This window comes from Streptomyces sp. GC420 (assembly GCF_009916105.1).
Lineage (GTDB): Bacteria > Actinomycetota > Actinomycetes > Streptomycetales > Streptomycetaceae > Streptomyces.
In genome coordinates, this window is sequence record NZ_JAAAXQ010000139.1 from 1 (window position 1) to 18,178 (window position 18,178).

17 protein-coding genes and 1 pseudogene are annotated in these 18,178 nt (G+C 71.0%); 8 read left to right on the forward strand and 10 right to left on the reverse strand.

Annotated elements, in window-relative coordinates; translation table 11 throughout:
- Positions 1 to 203 precede the first annotated feature (203 nt).
- Positions 204 to 1,667 (forward strand): PepSY domain-containing protein, encoded by a 1,464-nt coding sequence (locus GUY61_RS18530; RefSeq protein WP_166631308.1) that lies wholly within the window; start codon positions 204 to 206, stop codon positions 1,665 to 1,667.
- A 263-nt stretch (positions 1,668 to 1,930) separates the two neighbouring features.
- Here the strand turns inward: GUY61_RS18530 and GUY61_RS18535 are convergent, their stop codons facing one another.
- Together GUY61_RS18535 and glnII are read right to left on the reverse strand one after the other, a co-directional pair.
- Positions 1,931 to 2,830 (reverse strand): DUF6891 domain-containing protein, encoded by a 900-nt coding sequence (locus tag GUY61_RS18535; protein WP_166631309.1) that lies wholly within the window; start codon positions 2,828 to 2,830, stop codon positions 1,931 to 1,933.
- Between the two features lie 81 nt (positions 2,831 to 2,911).
- Positions 2,912 to 3,931 (reverse strand): glutamine synthetase, encoded by a 1,020-nt coding sequence (glnII, locus tag GUY61_RS18540; protein ID WP_166631310.1) that lies wholly within the window; start codon positions 3,929 to 3,931, stop codon positions 2,912 to 2,914.
- 218 nt (positions 3,932 to 4,149) lie between these two features.
- Here glnII and GUY61_RS18545 point away from each other — a divergent pair, with 218 nt between their 5' ends.
- Complete coding sequence (locus GUY61_RS18545) at positions 4,150 to 5,028, forward strand: Gfo/Idh/MocA family protein (RefSeq protein WP_166631322.1); 879 nt, start codon at positions 4,150 to 4,152, stop codon at positions 5,026 to 5,028.
- 145 nt (positions 5,029 to 5,173) lie between these two features.
- Here the strand turns inward: GUY61_RS18545 and GUY61_RS18550 are convergent, their stop codons facing one another.
- Positions 5,174 to 5,842 (reverse strand): hypothetical protein, encoded by a 669-nt coding sequence (locus GUY61_RS18550; protein WP_166631311.1) that lies wholly within the window; start codon positions 5,840 to 5,842, stop codon positions 5,174 to 5,176.
- Between the two features lie 240 nt (positions 5,843 to 6,082).
- Between GUY61_RS18550 and GUY61_RS18555 the strand changes: the two genes are divergently transcribed.
- Complete coding sequence (locus GUY61_RS18555) at positions 6,083 to 6,376, forward strand: hypothetical protein (protein ID WP_166631312.1); 294 nt, start codon at positions 6,083 to 6,085, stop codon at positions 6,374 to 6,376.
- Between the two features lie 131 nt (positions 6,377 to 6,507).
- Here the strand turns inward: GUY61_RS18555 and GUY61_RS18560 are convergent, their stop codons facing one another.
- Together GUY61_RS18560 and GUY61_RS18565 are read right to left on the reverse strand one after the other, a co-directional pair.
- Positions 6,508 to 8,268, reverse strand: a complete 1,761-nt coding sequence (locus GUY61_RS18560; RefSeq protein ID WP_313896728.1) for a SpoIIE family protein phosphatase — start codon at positions 8,266 to 8,268, stop codon at positions 6,508 to 6,510.
- Positions 8,269 to 8,687: 419 nt separating this feature from the next.
- Positions 8,688 to 9,182: a DUF5994 family protein gene (locus tag GUY61_RS18565; RefSeq protein ID WP_166631313.1), complete on the reverse strand. Its 495-nt coding sequence runs from the start codon at positions 9,180 to 9,182 to the stop codon at positions 8,688 to 8,690.
- A 193-nt stretch (positions 9,183 to 9,375) separates the two neighbouring features.
- Between GUY61_RS18565 and GUY61_RS18570 the strand changes: the two genes are divergently transcribed.
- From GUY61_RS18570 to GUY61_RS18580, 3 genes are all read left to right on the forward strand, one after another.
- A complete protein-coding gene (locus GUY61_RS18570; RefSeq protein ID WP_398955993.1) occupies positions 9,376 to 9,723 on the forward strand; it encodes a DUF5994 family protein in 348 nt (115 codons plus the stop codon).
- Between the two features lie 214 nt (positions 9,724 to 9,937).
- Positions 9,938 to 10,210: a hypothetical protein gene (locus GUY61_RS18575; RefSeq protein WP_166631314.1), complete on the forward strand. Its 273-nt coding sequence runs from the start codon at positions 9,938 to 9,940 to the stop codon at positions 10,208 to 10,210.
- Between the two features lie 318 nt (positions 10,211 to 10,528).
- Positions 10,529 to 11,770 (forward strand): PP2C family protein-serine/threonine phosphatase, encoded by a 1,242-nt coding sequence (locus GUY61_RS18580; protein ID WP_166631315.1) that lies wholly within the window; start codon positions 10,529 to 10,531, stop codon positions 11,768 to 11,770.
- 296 nt (positions 11,771 to 12,066) lie between these two features.
- Here the strand turns inward: GUY61_RS18580 and glnA are convergent, their stop codons facing one another.
- Entirely contained in the window at positions 12,067 to 13,476 is a 1,410-nt protein-coding gene (gene glnA, locus GUY61_RS18585; RefSeq protein WP_166631316.1) for a type I glutamate--ammonia ligase, read from the reverse strand.
- A 249-nt stretch (positions 13,477 to 13,725) separates the two neighbouring features.
- On the opposite strand from glnA, the gene GUY61_RS18590 reads away from it, so the two are divergent.
- A complete protein-coding gene (locus GUY61_RS18590; RefSeq protein ID WP_166631317.1) occupies positions 13,726 to 14,193 on the forward strand; it encodes an RDD family protein in 468 nt (155 codons plus the stop codon).
- 127 nt (positions 14,194 to 14,320) lie between these two features.
- Here the strand turns inward: GUY61_RS18590 and GUY61_RS18595 are convergent, their stop codons facing one another.
- The 4 genes from GUY61_RS18595 to lipB all read right to left on the reverse strand — a co-directional run bounded on the left by GUY61_RS18595 (position 14,321) and on the right by lipB (position 17,514).
- Positions 14,321 to 15,022 (reverse strand): DUF4191 domain-containing protein, encoded by a 702-nt coding sequence (locus tag GUY61_RS18595; protein WP_166631318.1) that lies wholly within the window; start codon positions 15,020 to 15,022, stop codon positions 14,321 to 14,323.
- Positions 15,023 to 15,032: 10 nt separating this feature from the next.
- Entirely contained in the window at positions 15,033 to 15,281 is a 249-nt protein-coding gene (locus tag GUY61_RS18600) for a hypothetical protein (RefSeq protein WP_166631319.1), read from the reverse strand.
- A 302-nt stretch (positions 15,282 to 15,583) separates the two neighbouring features.
- Positions 15,584 to 16,549: a lipoyl synthase gene (locus tag GUY61_RS18605; protein ID WP_166631320.1), complete on the reverse strand. Its 966-nt coding sequence runs from the start codon at positions 16,547 to 16,549 to the stop codon at positions 15,584 to 15,586.
- Positions 16,550 to 16,695: 146 nt separating this feature from the next.
- Positions 16,696 to 17,514 (reverse strand): lipoyl(octanoyl) transferase LipB, encoded by an 819-nt coding sequence (lipB, locus tag GUY61_RS18610; protein WP_166631321.1) that lies wholly within the window; start codon positions 17,512 to 17,514, stop codon positions 16,696 to 16,698.
- Between the two features lie 196 nt (positions 17,515 to 17,710).
- Here lipB and GUY61_RS18615 point away from each other — a divergent pair.
- Positions 17,711 to 18,178, forward strand: a pseudogene (locus GUY61_RS18615) (regulator); the annotation flags it as partial.

Below are 18,178 nucleotides of genomic sequence, written 5' to 3' on the forward strand. Positions count from 1 at the left end.
GACCCACCCGCTGAACCGGCACGGAACGGGCGAGGGCGCGCCGCCTTCCCCCGACACCCCGTGCCGCGATCCCGCGCACCCCGCACACACACGCACGTACGCCGTGCCCGTGCGGGCGCAGCCCCGAGCACGCCACGGCATGCCGCCGCGCGTGCCCCGGGCGTACGCGGAAGCTCGCGGCCACGACGGACCTGAGGACCGACATGGCCATCGACGACGCCACCACCGCGTCAGCCACCCTGCCCGGCTCCGACGAGGAACCGGCCCCTCCCACCACGTCCGGCGGCGGATCCGCCTGGACCGCGCTGCGTCCGCTCCTGCTGCGGCTGCACTTCTACGCCGGCCTCCTGACAGCGCCCTTCCTCCTCGTCGCCGCCCTGAGCGGGCTGCTCTACTCCCTTTCCTTCCAGGCCGAGAAGGTGATCTACACCCACGAACTCGAAGCGCCCCCGGGTGACCGCACCCGGCCCCTCGACGAGCAGGTAGAGGCCGCCAGGGACGCGCATCCGGGCGGCACCGTCACCGCCGTGTGGCCGGCGCCCGGGAAGGACAGGACCACCCGCGTCCTGATGTCCGCACCGGACATGGGCGAGAGCAGGTCGCTCGCCGTGTTCGTCGACCCGTACACCGCGGAGGTACGCGGAGAACTCACCAGCTACGGAAGCTCGGGCGCCCTCCCACTGCGGACCTGGCTCGACGAGCTCCACCGTGACCTGCACCTCGGCGACTTGGGCCGCAACTACAGCGAACTCGCCGCCAGCTGGCTGTGGGTGGTCGCCCTCGGCGGACTGCTGCTGTGGGCCCGGCGCCGGCGCGCCAGGAAGCGCGCCCTGGTCCTGCCCGAGCGCGGTCTCAGCGGCCGCCGCAAGACCCTGTCCTGGCACGGCGCAGCCGGCGTGTGGACCGTCCTCGGACTGCTCGCGCTCTCCGCGACGGGCCTCACCTGGTCCCGCTACGCCGGTGAGAACATCGGCCGGATCCAGGACTCCCTCGGCGGCTCCACACCCGTGGTCGCCGCGGCCCTCGACCCCTCGCGGGCCGGCGGTGACGGTCACGCCGAGCACGGCGGCGACGGCGACGGCAGGCACGAGGGCCACGAGGGCGCCGGCATCGGCCTGGACAAGGCCCTGGAGGTGGCCCGCGAACGGGGCGTCGGCGTCGAGAGCGGCGAAATTGCCGTCACCCTGCCGGCAGACGGCAACGGCTACGTCGTCAAGGAGACCGACAAGCTGTGGCCGGTCCACCTGGACACGATCGCCATCGACCCGGCCGACGGCGACGTCCTCGACGAACTCCGCTTCGCCGACCACCCGGTGCTCGCCAAGCTGACCCGCTTCGGGATCGACCTGCACATGGGCCTCGCCCTGGGACTCGCCAACCAGCTGGCCCTGGCCGCACTCGCCGCCTGCCTCGTCGCCCTCGTCGTCTGGGGCTACCGGATGTGGTGGCTGCGCCGCCCGACCGGCACGGAGCGGTTCGGCGCCGGCCGACCCGTGCCGAGGGGCGCCTGGCGCAGGGTTCCCCTGCCGGTGCTGCTGCCGCTGGCCGCGGTCACCGCGCTGACCGGCTGGTTCCTGCCGCTGCTCGGCATCAGCCTGCTCGGCTTCCTGGTGCTGGACGTGCTGCTCGGCGCGCTCGCGGCGCGCCGCCGCCGTACGGCCGCCTGACCGGCGCGCCCGTCGCAGGGCCCGGCCCCCTCCGCGGACGGGGCCGGGCCCTGCGGCGCGGTCCGAGACCCAGCGCCCGGGCGCGTACTTGCAGCCGACGCGGCGCACGGTCTGGATCGAACCGTTCCTGAAGACTGAGCTGGAGTGGTCCCGTTCGGCCGCGCGCCCCGAACGGTCTTGGGCGCACTGGTCCCCGGCGTACTCGGCCCCGGGGCGGCGGCACGGATCGTGTCCGTGGTTCCGGGCCCGGGAGGACGCCCCTCTCAGTCCGCCAGCCGCTTCCGCCAGTCCAGCGGGGTGACGATCAGGGCTCTGTCGGGTGAGCCGTTCCAGTCCACCGGCAGGCCCGCCCCGCGCAGCGCGGCGGCGACCTCGCGTCCCACGGATGCCGTCGTCTCCTCGGAACCGTCGAAGCCGCCGTACAGCAGATGGAGCCCGCCGCCCGCGGCGGCGTCGTCCGTGCACTGCGTGTGGAAGAAGACGAACCCGCGCGCGTCCTCCCGTCCCGCGCCCCATATCTCGGACAGACCGCAGCTGCGGCAGCACGTGAAGTTCTCCCGGGCCGTGATGCCGCGCTCCTCGATCTCCGCGAAGACCGCCGCGATCCGCTCCGGGTCCGTGGTGCCCTCCCAGCCGGCCTGCTCCTCCAGCCGCTCCCGCCACAGCCGGTCGACCAGCTGCCACGCCTGCGCCGGGGAGACCGGCCGCTCGCCCCCGTCGACCAGCCACTCCTCCGCGTCCTCGGCGAGCTCCGCCCGCGTCATGTACCCGCCGCGCAGCTGCCCCCTGACGTGCTCCTCCATCTTCTCCCGTATGCCGTCGGGGAGTTCGGGAACAGCCAGGTCCACCCGGTCCCAGACGAGCCCCGCGTCCCAGCCCGTCTCGCGGCGCGCCCAGCCGGTCATCGCCGCGGCGACCTCCCCGGGCCGCGCCAGGCGCGTGCCGAAGTGCCGGGCGGCCCCGCCGTCCCGGTGCTCCAGCCGATAGTCCGCGCCGTCCTCGTGCCACACCTGGATGAACACGTCCGGCTCCTCGGGGACGGGCAGCACCACCAGGAACCGGTCGTCCGGGCCCCCGATGCGCGCCACCAGCTCACCGAGCCGCTCCGCCGTGATCCGCGTGAGCGTCTCCCCGGTCTCGGTCTCCACCCTGATCGCCAGCATGGGACCCACCATGACACGGCCCACTGACAACACGGGGGCGCCCGCCGGAACACCGGCGGGCGCCCTGGTGAGGCCGTGCGGTCAGACCTGACCGGCCTTCTCCAGCGCCGTGCAGCAGGTGTCGACGATGAGCCGGGTCACCACGTACGGGTCGACGTTGGCGTTCGGGCGGCGGTCCTCGATGTAGCCCTTGCCGTCCTTCTCGACCTGCCACGGGATGCGCACCGAGGCGCCGCGGTCGGAGACGCCGTAGCTGTACTTGTCCCAGGGGGCGGTCTCGTGAAGACCGGTCAGCCGCGCGTCGATGCCCGCGCCGTAGTACTTCACGTGGTCGAGCGGCTTGGAGCCCTCGCCCAGCGACTCGCAGGCGGTGATGATGGCGTCGTAGCCCTCGCGCATCGCCTTCGTCGAGAAGTTGGTGTGCGCGCCGGCGCCGTTCCAGTCGCCCTTGACCGGCTTGGGGTCGAGGGTGGCGGAGACGCCGAAGTCCTCGGCGGTGCGGTAGAGCAGCCAGCGGGCCAGCCACAGCTGGTCGGCGACCTCCAGCGGGGACAGCGGGCCCACCTGGAACTCCCACTGGCCGGGCATGACCTCGGCGTTGATGCCGGAGATGCCGAGACCCGCCTTGAGGCAGTTCTCCAGGTGCGCCTCGACGATGTCGCGGCCGAAGATCTCGTCGGAGCCGACACCGCAGTAGTAGCCGCCCTGCGGCGCGGGGAAGCCGCCGACGGGGAAGCCCAGCGGGCGCCCCTCCTGGAAGAAGGTGTACTCCTGCTCGATACCGAAGACCGGCTCCTGCGCCGCGAACTTCTCCGCGACCTCGCTCAGCAGCGCGCGGGTGTTGGACACGTGAGGCGTCATGTCCGTGTTCAGGACCTCGCACAGCACCAGGACGTCGTCGCCGCCGCGGATCGGGTCCGGACAGGAGAAGACCGGCTTGAGCACCCGGTCGGACGCGTGGCCCTCGGCCTGGTTGGTGCTGGACCCGTCGAAGCCCCAGATGGGCAGCTCGGCACCGTCGGCAAGTATCTTCGTCTTCGAACGAAGCTTGGCGGTCGGCTCGGTGCCGTCGATCCAGATGTACTCAGCCTTGTAGGTCACGGGCCTCATCCTTCGAAGGGACATTACGGCGCAGTCTCGGCGGGTGCTGCGTGGTTGCCCGAAGACTGCCAATCCGCGATTTCCCGGCCATTGCCCGACTGTGAACCACGTGTTACCGGGAAGGCCGCGGCGGCAGACTGTACGGCGTGAGCCGTGAGGGAACGCCTACGAAACCCGTCCACACGCCGCGGCGGCCGGACCCGGAACACACCGGGCGGCTGCGGGTCGGCCTGCTCGGCACCGGCCCCTGGGCCGCCGCCACCCATGCCCCGGCCCTGGCCGGCCACCCCGGCGTGGAGTTCACCGGCGTCTGGGGCCGTCGCCCCGAGGCCGCCGGGGCGCTGGCGGCGGCCCACGGCGTCGGCGTGTACGCGGATCCGGACGCCCTGTTCGCGGACGCCGACGCCGTCGCCGTGGCCCTGCCGCCGGACGTCCAGGCGGAGTTGGCGGCACGCGCCGCCGGGACCGGCTGCCACCTCCTGCTCGACAAACCCGTCGCCACCGGGGTCGCGGCGGCCCGCCGCGTCGCCGAGGCGGCGCGGCGCTCCGCCGTCGCCTCCGTGGTCTTCCTCACCCTGCGCTTCGAGCGGGGCGCGGCCGCCTGGATATCCGAACAGGCGGCGCTGGACGGCTGGTTCACCGGCCGCGCCGAGTGGCTCGGCTCCGTCTTCGCCGAGGACACCGACAGCCCGTACCGCCACTCGCCCTGGCGCCGTGAACGGGGAGCGCTCTGGGACGTCGGCCCGCACGCGCTGTCCGTGCTGCTGCCGGTGCTGGGCGAGGTCACACAGGTGACGGCCTCCCGGGGCCCGGGGGACACCACTCATCTGCTGCTGCGGCACGGGCAGGGCGCCTCCAGCACGGTGACGCTCAGCCTCACCGCACCTCCCGGGGCCGCGGGCATGGGCGTGGAACTGCGCGGCACCCGCGGCGTCAGCACCATGCCCACGCGCGGCGACGGCCCGGTCGCCGCCTTCGGGCACGCCGTCGACGCCCTGCTCGACGCCGTCAGGACGGGCGTCCCGCACCCCTGCGACGCCCGGTTCGGCCTGCGCCTGACGGAGATCCTGGCAGTCGCCGAGCGGTCGCTGACCTGACCGACCCTGCCCGGCGGTGCGCCTGCCCGGCGGTTCTCCGCCCGGCCGTTGCCGCTCCGCCGGGCCGCCGGGTCGCCGGTGCCTTTCGCCGCCCCGGCGGCGTCCGTGTCCCGCCCGGGGACGCGGCGGACCAGCCCGGCCCGGATCAGCCGACGCGCTCGATCCTGGCCTTCCTGATGAGGAACTTGCCGGGCTCGCGCACCTCCTCGAATGCCGCGTTGTTCAGCAGTGCGCAGCTTCCCGACACCGACGTCACGGTCACGGTGATGGACTTGTTGTTGTCCAGGTTGGTGACCTTCAGCTCGGTGCCGGCCGGGAACTGGTTGCTGGACGCAGCCGGGGCTCCGCCCTCGCCGGACAGGGTCACCGTCGAACCGGCGCAGACGACCTCACCGACCGCCCCCGCGTCGCCCCCGTTGCCGCCCGGGGCGGCGGACGACGGGGGAGCCTCGGCGGCCGGCGGCTGCGAAGCCTGCCCCTGCCCCTGCCCCTGCTCCTGCTCCTGTCCTTGGCCTCCGCCGGCCTGGTCCTGGCTGCCCTCGCCGACCGTGCAGCCCGACGCCGCCTGCTTGCGCTTGATCTCCTCGATCACCGCCTGGCGGTTCTCGATCCTGGCCTCCGAGAGCGCGTCGGGGTTGGCGCGCTGCCCGGCGATGAACTGCTCGTTGTTGCGCAGGGCCTGAGCGAGCCCGTCACAGGCCACCGACGCCTGACTGGTGCCGGTCATCGCCACGGCACCTCCACCGGCCAGCGCCGCCGCACCGGCGAGGATGGCGATCTTCTTCTTGGCGCTGAGGGTCCGCTTCCGAGACATTGCCTGACTCCTGTCGTCGACCGTACGAGCCGTTCGGGATTTCGGCCCGTGCCCCCGTACGTACGTGGCGGGACCGGCCCCTACTCACGGGTTCCACGGGTCACTTCCTTAACTTTTCTTAAGGTCGCGTACCTCCACCCGGAGTGCTGAACTCCCCTTTGACCAGGGGGTTTTGTCAGTGGCACGGAGTAGAATCGAGGTAGTTCGAGAGGGTCGGACGACCACCTCAGGAGGATGCCGATGGCCGCTGCCGCGCTCGCCACGAAGCCCCAGCCGACGACACCCGTGACCACCCCGGTGATCACCATGACCACCCCGCCGAAGAAGCCGCTCCCGGCCGGCCGGCCCCGCGAGTGGTACGTCTCGCACAACCGCCGGCTCAAGGCCATGCGCCTCGCCATCGCCCTGCTCGACACCGGTGTCTACCGCCCGGAGCAGGCCCCCAACCGCAGGATCCGGAGCACGGCGGCCCGGATCGGGGTGCACCCGCCCTCCGACACGACCTGCCGCATGGTCCGTTCCCTGATCCGCTGACGGACGCGCGCACCGACGACCGTACGAACGAAAACGAAGAGGACCGCCACCGGCAGGGCCGTACGTCACGGCCCCCGGTGGCGGTCTTCTTGCGGCCGTGATCCCGGCCCGCCGCCCGCAGCGCCGCCCGCTCAGGCGGCCCGGGTGCGTGCGGCCAGCAGAGCGACGTCGTCCTCGGCGGTGCCGAGGACGAGACGGGCGAGGACGGCCTCGATGATGTCGTCCAGTGGGCCGTCCAGCGGGATGCGCAGGTCGGTGAGGCGGCGCAGGGAGGCGTCGATGTCCATGCCGCGGTGCTCCACCAGCCCGTCGGTGTAGAGCAGCAGGACGGAGCCCGGCGGGAACGGCATCGTCAGTGACTCGTAGCCGCCCTGCTCCGTGCCCAGCGGCGGCCCGGACCGCACCGGCACGAGCGTGGCGCCGTCCTCGCGCAGCAGCACGGGAGGCAGGTGACCGGCGCTGGCCACCGTGAAGGTGGCGCGGGCGGGATCGATGAGCACCAGCTGGCAGGTGGCCACGCGGTCCAGCCCCATATTGGCCAGCCGGTGGTCGGCGTCCTCCAGAATGCCGTCGACGGAGGTGTCGGCCACGGCCAGGCTGCGCAGCAGCGAGCGGTACTGGGTCATGGCGACGGCCGCAGTGAAGCCGTGGCCCATCACATCGCCCATCACCTGGAGGGTCCGTCCGTCGGGCAGGGCGATCGAGTCGAACCAGTCGCCGCCGACGAGCGCGCTGTGGCCCGCCGGCAGATAGCGGGAGGCCACCTCGACGTCGGGGTGGGGCGCGCCGGGCTCGGACAGCAGGGCCCGCTGCAGTTCGAGGGCCATCGTGTGCTCCAGGGTGTACCGGCGGGCGTGGTCGATGGTGACGGCCGCGCGGGACGCGAGGTCCTGCGCCACCAGGACGTCGTCCTCCGTGAAGGGCGGCGAGTCCCCCGCCCTGGCCAGGAAGCAGACCCCGACGGGGTGTCCCCGCGTCGGCAGCGGGACGGCGAGCAGGGAGTGGATGCCCGCGGCACGGTACAGCGCGAGGTTCTCCGGCTTGAGCACCATCTTGTGGAAGACCTCGTCCGCGCCGAGGTTGGCCTTCCAGGGCCGGCCCGTCGCCAGGGACCTGCGGATCGGCGAGTGGCGGGGGATGTCGATGATCTCCCCGAGCCGCCCGCCCCGTGCCAGGTGGCGCAGGATGTCGGGATCCCCGGACACGGCGGCCACCCGCACCCGTACGATGCCCGGTCCCGGAGGGGGCGCCATCGAGGCCGTTCCGTCCTCCACCACATCGACCGCGCAGGCGTCGGCCATGCTCGGCGCCACGAACTCGGCCAGCTCGATGCAGGTCCTGTCCACGTCGAGCGTGGTCCCCACCCGGGTGGTCGCGGTGTCCAGCAGGGCCAGGCGCTGGTGGGCACTCTCCAGGTCGTCCACGTACTCGCGCAGCGCGCTGATCTCCACCCCGATCCCGCACAGGCCGAGGACCTGGCCGTCACCCTCCTCCAGACGGTGGTAGACCATGTTCCACTGCCTGCGCCGGAACGGCGAGCGGGCCCGGGTCCTGCCGGTGAGGGGCACCTCGCGGCACTCGCCGTCCGCCAGGACCATCCGCAGCGCCTCGTCACCGCGGTGCACGTCGGGCATCACCTCGGACAGGGTCCTGCCGATGAAGGACTCGGGGGGAAGCCCGCTCAGCCGGCTCACCGTCGGATTGACGTACAGGTAGCGCAGCCCGTGGTCGAGCACCTCCACGGCGGCCGGCGTTCCGTCCAGGACGTTCCGCAGGATGCCGTACTCCCGTGCCTGCTCGTGCGCGATCCCCACCGCCCCCGCCACGGCCTCCAGGAGTGCGTCGCCGGCTGCCGAGAACAGCCGGTGGGGCGGCGGCGTCTCCGTGCCCACAGTCGCCTCCCGACCTTCCCCTTACCGCTCCGCGCTCCCTCCCATGGTGTTCCGCGCCCTTGCGTACCGCATCCGCAGTCGGGCGGACCCGGGCCGGCTCCGGCCTCCCGCCGCCGCCGCCAGTTCCTCGATGTCCGCGGAGAACCGGGTCCGGTACTTCGTTCCCGGCGCCTACGTCTGGTGGAAGCCGCAGCGTGCGTTCCCGGCCGCCGCCGGCGCTGCCCCGGAGTGGGCCGAAAGCCGGTCGGGGTCGGAGATGCTGAGCAGGTACAGCGCGCGCATGGCGCTTCGCCTCCCTCGTCTGCCCGGGGGTCGATCCGGGCCCGTCAAGTGAGGAAAACGGCGACGCGGGCCGTGACGGGACGATGAAGGGAAGTACGCGGCATGTCCAAGCGCGCATCGGCCGGTCTCCGGCCCGTCTACGGGTCTTCCGCGGCGATCGGATGTCTCTGGCCGGTGCCCGTGTCGATGAGGATCTGCTCGGCCGTGGCGTTGTCGGCGCTCACGGCTCTGGCCAGCGCGGTGCGTGCCGCGTCGGGATTCGTGTCCGGTGGGATCACCAGCAGGGAGAAGTGGTCTCGCTCGCCTCGGGTGATAAGGACGGTGTCGTCACCGACCGGGAAGGGGTCGATGTGCACGACGCGGTCGTCGATGATCAGTCGTGTCGGTAGTTCTTCCCAGGCGCCGGCGTCCAGGCCGACGCGCGTGACGGGTCCGAGGTGCTCGGTCAGCGCGGTGATGAGGCTCGGCAACTCGGCGCCGATGTCGCGGGAACGCGGCCACCACGCACCGTCGAGAACTCCCTCGCGAACATGTGTCGTCTCCAGCCGCAGCAGGGCAGTTCCAGGCTTCACGACCTTGTGGATCGCGTCCGGCAGAAGCTTCGCTTCACGCGGGGTGTCGGCGTTGGACATGGTGTGCTCACCCGTCTGCAGGGTCCGGCATGCGTTCGCTGATCGCCTGGGAGGACGTCGGCGCGGCTGCCGGTTTCACCGTACTCCGTGTTCCCATGTCCAGGCTCACCTGCGCGCCGCGGATCCAGACCCGAGTTCCCGATGACATGGCTGGTCACGCGCGGGGTCACCGGACCGTGTCCGGAGCACGCGTGTGAGGGTGAACCCGACCCACTGGCCCATGATCCCGCGCCAGGTGCCCGTGGAGGGGCACACGGTGCACGTGGGCTGGTTCTCCGCCGAGAAGGGCCAGCACAAGCTGATCCTCCTCTCCTGCACTGCAGGCCGCTGGGACCTGCTGGTGATCCCGCCGGAGACCGGCGCGGATGCCGCCGCCCCACTGATGGCCGCCGCAACCACCCCCGGCGGGCCTGCCACCGCCGGCGCCCCGATGACGAACGAGGACACCTCCCGTGAGGCGCAGGAGCCGCTCGACCGGGAAGAGTGCCGGATCGCCCGTCGTCACCACCCACCGCGAACACCGCGACGGGGCCGCGGATGACGCATGACCTTCTCCTGACCGGGGGCGGCGGGTGTGGCGGGACAACGCCCGCCCGCGACGACACGTCATCACCTCACGGTGGACACCACGCACACGGCAGAGCGGGCACGGCCCTCGCTGGTAGCCAGTCGGTTCTCGGCGCAAGACTGCACACAGACGGACGAGGTCTGAGGCAAGGACCCTCGTAGGTGCCCGGCATGAGTGGGCGGCAATCATGGCAACGCTCCACGAGCGGAAGAACTACCGCGCAGCGATCATGAAGACCCTGTACGAGGCCACAGAAGGCGATCGACTCCTTGGCGTCACCGGGGCGAAGCTGCGCGGCGACCTGCACATGCCTGAGCAGGATCTGGCCGCAGCGTGTGCATACCTGGCGGGCGAGGGGCTCGTCACCGTCGACTGGGCACAGGGAAACACACCCGCGATGGTCACGCTGGCACATCAGGGAATCCGGCTGATGGAGGCCGAAGAGGAGCAACGCGGGTGACACGGCGCTGAAGCCCTTTCCGACCGCAGATCGCATCACCCAAGAGTCCCTTATGCCGGAGAAGCGGCACAGGCATAGCACGGTCAGTGGGCCGGTGCACTCTCACGTGCAACCGACCCGGAAGGGCGGCCCCGGTGTGTATACGCCGGGGCCGTTGCGCACCGGTGGCGCGACGGCAGGGAACGAACGGACCAGGTCCGTGTGGCGGCCGAGCAAGCCCGGAGCCGAACAAGCAGGCTGCCCGGGACCGCCCCGTTGGAGACAGCCGGGCTCAGCAGGTGAAGGCGGCATCAGGCCGACGGGTGAAAGGGCTCGGCGATGGCGGAGAGTGAGCGGCAGGCCGTCAAGGGCGCGGTGGACCGGTCGGAGGGGTTCGGCGAGCGGCTTCTGGGGGTGCTGCTGGACCGGGCACACGAGATGCCGCCGCAGCTGATCGCCCCGCTGATCGCGGAAGAGATTGCCCGGGTCGGTGGCCGGGACATCTCGATCCTCCTGCAGGACTATGCACAGCTCCTGCTCGTGCCGCTGCCGGGCAGGGGGCTGAGCATCGGTGAGCCCGAGCCGATCGGTGGCTCCCATGCCGGCACGGCCTTCCTGAACGCGACTCCTGTCGAGGTACCGCAGGCCGACGGCGTCCGGATGTATCTGCCGTTGCTGGACGGCAGCGACCAGGTGGGAGTCCTGACCCTCACCCTGGAGACCGCCGATGACGACGACCGGCGCCTGCTGCGCAGACTCGCCGGACTGATCGCCGACATGCTGGTCACCAAGCACAGCTACACCGACCAGTTCTTCCTGACCCGGCGCCGCGAACCCATGAGCGTGGCCGCGGAGATCCAGTGGTCACTGCTCCCACCGCTGGCGATGTCCGTCCCCCAGGTCGCGGTGGCCGGAATCCTGGAACCCGCCTACAACGTCGCCGGCGACAGCTTCGACTACGCACTCAACGACGACATCCTGCATGTGGCCGTGATCGATGCGATGGGCCATGGACTCAACGCTGCCACGATGGCCACCGTCGCCGTCGGTGCCTACCGGCACTCCAGACGTGCCGGCATCGGCCTGTCCGAGATCTACGCGTTCATGGATCGGGCCATCGCCGAGCAGTTCGGGGCCGAACACTTCGTCACGGCGCAGATGATGCGCCTGAACATCGCAACGGGCCACCTGCAGTGGGTCAACGCGGGACACCCCGCACCACTGCTGATCCGCGACCGCAAGGTCCTGCGGCACCTGGAGGGCCCGACCACCTTCCCGGTCGGCTTCGGCGGTGAAGAGCCCCAGGTCAGCGAGCAGGTACTCCAGCACGGCGACCGGGTGCTGTGCTTCACCGACGGCCTGATCGAGGAGCACGAAGCCGGCGAAGAGCAGTTCGGTGAGGAGCAGCTCATCCACTGGGTCAACCGCATCGAGCAGACAGAGGCGGGAGTGCGGGCGGTGGTGCGCTCCCTCTCCCACGCCCTGAAGGAGGAACGGGGCGGAAGCACCAGCGACGACGCGACCCTCTTCCTGATCGAGTGGCGAGGGGGCGTCGCCGACCACCTCGCCGCCCTGGACTGAGCCGATAGCCGCCCCATCGTTGACGGAGCCGAAGCGCGCAGGCCCGCGGCTCCGGATCTGGCCGCCCGGATGGGGACAGCGCGGCTGGGGCATCGCCACGAAGGCCGCCACCTCCTTCTTGGAGATGGCGGCCTTCCTGCCATGTCTGACGACAGGTCAGGTATCTGCGTGACCGGTGCGCACCCGGTGCACAGGACCCTGGAAAACAGCTGTGACCCGCGGGAACTGCTGATCGGTGTTCCCGCAGGTCACAGTACGTCTCCGGACCTCAGGCCCAGGTGAGCCCGCCCGGCACTTTAGATGTCGAAGTAGAGCTCGAACTCGTGCGGGTGCGGACGGAGCTGGATCGGGGCGATCTCGTTCGTGCGCTTGTAGTCGATCCAGGTCTCGATCAGGTCGGAGGTGAAGACGCCACCGGCCTGCAGGTACTCGTTGTCCTCCTCCAGGGCGTCCAGGACGGACGGCAGGGAGGTCGGGACCTGCGGGACGCCCGCGTGCTCCTCGGGGGCGAGCTCGTAGAGGTCCTTGTCGATCGGCTCGGCCGGCTCGATCTTGTTCTTGACGCCGTCGAGGCCGGCCATGAGCAGGGCCGAGAAGGCGAGGTACGGGTTCGAGGACGGGTCCGGGGCGCGGAACTCGACGCGCTTGGCCTTCGCGTTGGAGCCCGTGATCGGGATACGCATGGCCGCGGAGCGGTTGCGCTGCGAGTAGACCAGGTTGACCGGGGCCTCGAAGCCGGGGACCAGGCGGTGGTACGAGTTCACCGTCGGGTTGGTGAAGGCGAGCAGCGAGGGGGCGTGCTTGAGGATGCCGCCGATGTAGTAGCGGGCGATGTCCGAGAGGCCCGCGTAGCCCTGCTCGTCGTAGAACAGCGGCTCGCCGCCGGCCCACAGGGACTGGTGGACGTGCATGCCCGAGCCGTTGTCGCCGAAGATCGGCTTCGGCATGAAGGTCGCGGTCTTGCCGTTGCGCCAGGCGACGTTCTTGATGATGTACTTGAACAGCATCAGGTCGTCGGCGGAGGCGAGCAGCGTGTTGAACTTGTAGTTGATCTCGGCCTGGCCGGCGGTGCCGACCTCGTGGTGCTGGCGCTCGACCTCGAGGCCGGCCTTCGCCAGCTCCAGCGACATCTCGGCGCGCAGGTCGGCGAAGTGGTCGACCGGCGGGGCCGGGAAGTAGCCGCCCTTGTAGCGGACCTTGTAACCGCGGTTGTCCTCCAGGGCGCCGGTGTTCCAGGCGCCGGCCTCGGAGTCGATGTGGTAGAAGGACTCGTTGGCGCTGGTCTGGAAGCGCGCGCTGTCGAAGACGTAGAACTCGGCCTCGGGGCCGAAGTACGCGGTGTCGGCGATGCCGGAGGAGGCGAGGTAGGCCTCGGCCTTCTTGGCCACGTTCCGCGGGTCACGGCTGTACTGCTCGCCGGTGATCGGGTCGTGGATGAAGAAGTTGATGTTGACCGTCTTGTCGGTGCGGAACGGGTCGACGCGGGCCGTGCTCAGGTCCGGTACGAGTGCCATGTCGGACTCGTGGATCGCCTGGAAACCGCGGATCGACGAGCCGTCGAACATCAGCTGCTCGGCCGGGTCGAACGCCGCGGCCGGAACCGTGAAGTGCTGCATGACGCCCGGCAGGTCGCAGAACCGGACATCGATGAACTTGACGTCCTCGTCCGCGATGAACTTCTTGGCGTCATCGGCGTTCTGGAACATCCAACTCCTCCTTGGGCCCGGCCTCGGAGGACCGGATTGTTGCGAGGTGCGGCCAGTGCGGTGGGCGCACGCTGCACCGACCATAGGTTTCCGGGATTTCTCGTGCATGACCCATTTGTTTCGTCCAAGTTAACCGCCGCGCGGCCGGGTGACACCCCGGAAACAGCGACAGAACGGGCGGAAAGGTCCCGGGCGCGAGGTCCCGGGACCGCGGGTGGGCGGCCGCGGCCCCGGAGGTACCGTTGTCGCGTGGACAATAGGCAAGCAATCGGATCCTGGCTGTCCGGCCCGCGCGCGGCCGCGGAGGAGATGGGTGCCGACTTCGGCTACCGGGGTGAGAGGCTGGGGCTGCCCGAGGAGGGACCGGGCTCCGTCGCCCCCCTCGGACGGCGCTTCGGAGCGATCTTCGTCGACTGGGCGCTGTGCATGCTGATCGCATACGGCCTGTTCGCTCGTGGTGACCAGCAGGCGGCCGGCAACTGGGCGCTCGGCGTCTTCCTCCTGCTGAGCCTGCTGACGGTCGGGACCGTCGGGTTCACACCCGGCAAGCGGCTCTTCGGGCTGCGGGTCATCGGCGTCACCGGCGAGCGGCTCTCCTTCCCCCGCGCCGCCCTCCGCAGCGCCCTGCTCGTCCTCGTCCTCCCCGCCCTGATCTGGGACCGCGACTCGCGCGGACTGCACGACCGCTTCTCCGGCGCGGTCCAGGTGCGGATGTAGCGTCCCCGGTACGCCCCGTACGGCAGACGAGAGAGGCGGACCCGGAATCCGGGTCCGCCTCTCTCGTACGCAAGGAGGCCGTACGCAAGGAGAAGAGAAGAAGGGCTGGAAGCGGGAGGAAGGCGCGTCAGCGCATCTTTCCGCCGCGCGGCATCCGCATGCCCTTCGGCATCGGGCCCTTCGGGATCGGCATGTTGCTCATCAGGTCGCCCAGCGCCCGCAGCCGGTCGTTGGTGGAGGTGACCTGGGGGCCGGTCAGGACCCGGGGGAACTTCAGCAGGGTGGTGCGCACCTTCCTCAGCGGCACCTGGCCCTCGCCGTCGCCCACCACGACGTCGTGCACCGGCACGTCCGCCACGATGCGCGCCATGCGCTTCTTCTCGGCCGCGAGCAGGGACCTGACCCGGTTCGGGTTGCCCTCGCCGACCAGCACGATGCCGGCCTTGCCCACGGCGCGGTGGACGACGTCCTGGTTGCGGTTCATCGCGACCGCGGGGGTGGTGGTCCAGCCGCGCCCGATGTTCTCCAGGACCGCGGCCGCCGCACCCGGCTGGCCCTCCATCTGCCCGAAGGCGGCCCGCTCGGCACGCCGTCCGAAGACGATCGCCATCGCGAGGAACGCCAGCAGGAAACCCAGGATGCCCAGGTACACCGGGTGTCCGATGAGGAAGCCGATGGCGAGGAAGACACCGAGGGTGACGACTCCCACTGCCGCGACGACAAGACCGACTTTCTTGTCGGCCCGCCGGGTCATCTTGTACGTGAGGGCGATCTGCTTGAGTCGCCCGGGATTCGCTGAGGCAGTCTCTGCCTGTTCCTTCCTCGCCATGGCAGGAAGTCTACGTTGCCGAGGTACTCCGGGTCGCCACGGCCTCGAGCGCATGCTCGACCTCGTGCCGGTCCTTCGCCCGGCGGCGGTCCTCGAGCACCGCGGTCCAGGCGTTCCGGCGGGCGGTGGCCTGGCCTGCGTTCATGAGGAGCGACTCGACGACGCGCAGGGCGCCGGTCAGGGAAGGGAGTGGCGCGGGGATGGCCGACGGCAGAGCCGTGGGTGTCGCGGTGGCGTGTGCGGAGGGCGCGGGCTGCATGGTGTGGGTCCCCCCTCGGGACATAGGAGTCGCCTGGGTGAGCAGCGTGGGCTGAACTGCTGGTTCAGCGTTACTCCTCGGTGTTACCAGTGCGTGACCGACCGGTCAAACGGTCATGAAGCCTTGTGGCGTACGGGGGAAGGTCCCGCGGAACGCGTTCGCGGCCCGTACGGGTCTCCCACCAGGGGAGTCGTACGAACCGCGATCGTAGAAGGTTCTACCAGCCAGTAGCTTCTTGTGCTCAGATTCACACACGTACCGTCCGGCCGGTCTCCGCATCGGAGTCCGGGCGACCCGGAGGGTCAGACGGCCTGGCTCGCGATGTACGAGCCGCGCTTCTCGACGGCCATCCGGTAGAGCCGGCCGGCCCGGTAGGAGGAGCGGACCAGCGGCCCGGACATCACGCCCGAGAAGCCGATCTCCTCGGCCTCCTGCTTCAGCTCCACGAACTCCTGCGGCTTCACCCAGCGCTCCACCGGGTGGTGCCGCACGGACGGCCGCAGGTACTGCGTGATGGTGATCAGCTCGCACCCCGCCCCGTGCAGGTCGCGCAGCGCCGCGCCCACTTCCTCGCGGGTCTCGCCCATCCCCAGGATCAGGTTGGACTTGGTGACCAGACCGTCCTCGCGGGCCTTGGTGATGACCTCCAGGGACCGCTCGTAGCGGAACCCCGGGCGGATCCGCTTGAAGATCCGCGGCACCGTCTCGACGTTGTGCGCCAGCACCTCGGGCCGGGAGCCGAAGACCTCGGCCAACTGCTCGGGCACCGCGTTGAAGTCGGGGATCAGCAGCTCGACCTTCGTACGGCCCTCGGCGCGCTCCGCCGTCATGGCGTGGATCTGCCGCACCGTCTCCGCGTACAGCCAGGCGCCGCCGTCCTCCAGGTCGTCGCGGGCGACGCCGGTGATCGTGGCGTAGTTCAGGTCCATGGTCACCACGGACTCGCCGACGCGGCGCGGCTCGTCGAGATCGAGGGCCTGCGGCTTGCCGGTGTCGATCTGGCAGAAGTCGCAGCGCCGGGTGCACTGGTCGCCGCCGATGAGGAAGGTGGCCTCGCGGTCCTCCCAGCACTCGTAGATGTTCGGACAGCCGGCCTCCTGGCACACCGTGTGCAGACCCTCGCTCTTCACGAGTCCCTGCATCTTGGTGTACTCGGGGCCCATTTTCGCCCGGGTCTTGATCCACTCGGGCTTGCGCTCGATGGGGGTCTGGCTGTTCCGGACCTCAAGGCGCAACATCTTGCGTCCGTCGGGAGTGACAGCGGACACGTCCGGCGCCCCTTTCTGCCAACGCGGCATTCGATTCTGCGGCGAACCCCAGGGTACGCCCGTCAATTGTCCGCCCAGGTGTCCGGCCGACCTGCGGCTCGGCGGCCGCGGTCCCCGCGATGCCGGGGCGGGCGCGGGGGGCCAGGTCAGACGGCCCGCGGCAGCGGCTCGGCGCTCTCCAGCACCGACCGCAGGTGCTTCTCCAGCACGGGCAGCACCTCCTCGATCGTGATCTCGCGCCCCAGCTCCCCGGAGAGCGAGGCGACCCCCGCGTCCCGGATCCCGCACGGCACGATCCGGTCGAACCAGGTGTTGTCCGGGTTCACGTTCAGGGCGAAGCCGTGCATGGTGACGCCCTTCGCGACCCGGATGCCGATGGCCGCGAGCTTGCGGTCCTCGCCGCGCTGGCCGGCGTTGGAGGGCGCGTACTCGGGGCCGGCGAGCCGCGGGTCGAACTCCTCGTCCACCTCCGGCGAGGACGGGCCCCCGCCCGTCAGCCGGGGGTCGAGGTCGAGCGAGAGCCCTCGCGCCGCGGCCCGTTCCTGCCGCGCCTCCACCGGGTCGCCCAGCACCCACACACCGCTGCGCCCCTCGACCCGGGTGGTCTCCAGGCCGAACTCCGCCGCCGTGGCGATCAGCGCGTCCTCCAGGCGGCGGACGTGCGCCACCACGTCCACCGGGCGCGGCAGCTTCAGGATCGGGTAGCCGACGATCTGCCCGGGACCGTGCCAGGTGATCTTGCCGCCGCGGTCCACGTCCACCACCGGGGTGCCGTCCAGCGGCCGCTCGTTGTCGGCCGTGCGCCGGCCCGCCGTGTAGACCGGCTGGTGCTCGAGCAGCAGACAGGTGTCCGGGATCTCGTCCGCGAACCGGGCCGCGTGCACCCGCCGCTGCTCCTGCCAGGCCTCGTGGTACTCCACGGCCTCCGACCCGAACCCCAGATGGACGAACCGCAGCTCGCTCACGGCAGCTTCCCTTCCGCCTTCAACGCGTTGTACCGCCACTCTACGGGCGCCGATCGCAGGTCAGCGCGCCGGTCAATACTCACACGATCGGATGAATCCGGGGCGAACTCGGCGGTCGGGGTGCAAAGGGCCGCTACATTCACGCCGTTCCATGAGGGCTTCTCCCGGGCCCGGAAGGCAGGAGACCGCACAGCTGATGACGGAACGACCCGCTCGTCGTACCCCCAACCGACAGCTCGCCGCACTGATCGCAGAGGCAGGGTTCTCCAACGCGGGGCTCGCCCGCCGGGTGGACCAGCTGGGCCTGGAACACGGGCTCGATCTGAGATACGACAAGACCTCGGTCACCAGATGGCTGCGCGGGCAGCAGCCCCGCGGCACCACGCCGGCGCTGATCGCCGAGGTCTTCACCCGGCGCCTCGGCCGCCGCCTCTCGGCCCAGGACCTCGGCCTCGACGCCTGCGCCCCCGTCTACGCGGGCCTGGAGTTCGCCGCCACGCCCGAGGAGGCCGTCGACATCGTCAGCGGGCTCTGGCGCAAGGACTCCGGCAGCCACGCCGAACTGCGCAAGATCGCCTTCACCCCGGCGGGCCTCGTCGTGCCGAGCCGCGACTGGCTGATCGGACGGCCCGACGAACGCGTCTCCCGGGGCGCCGACCCGGCC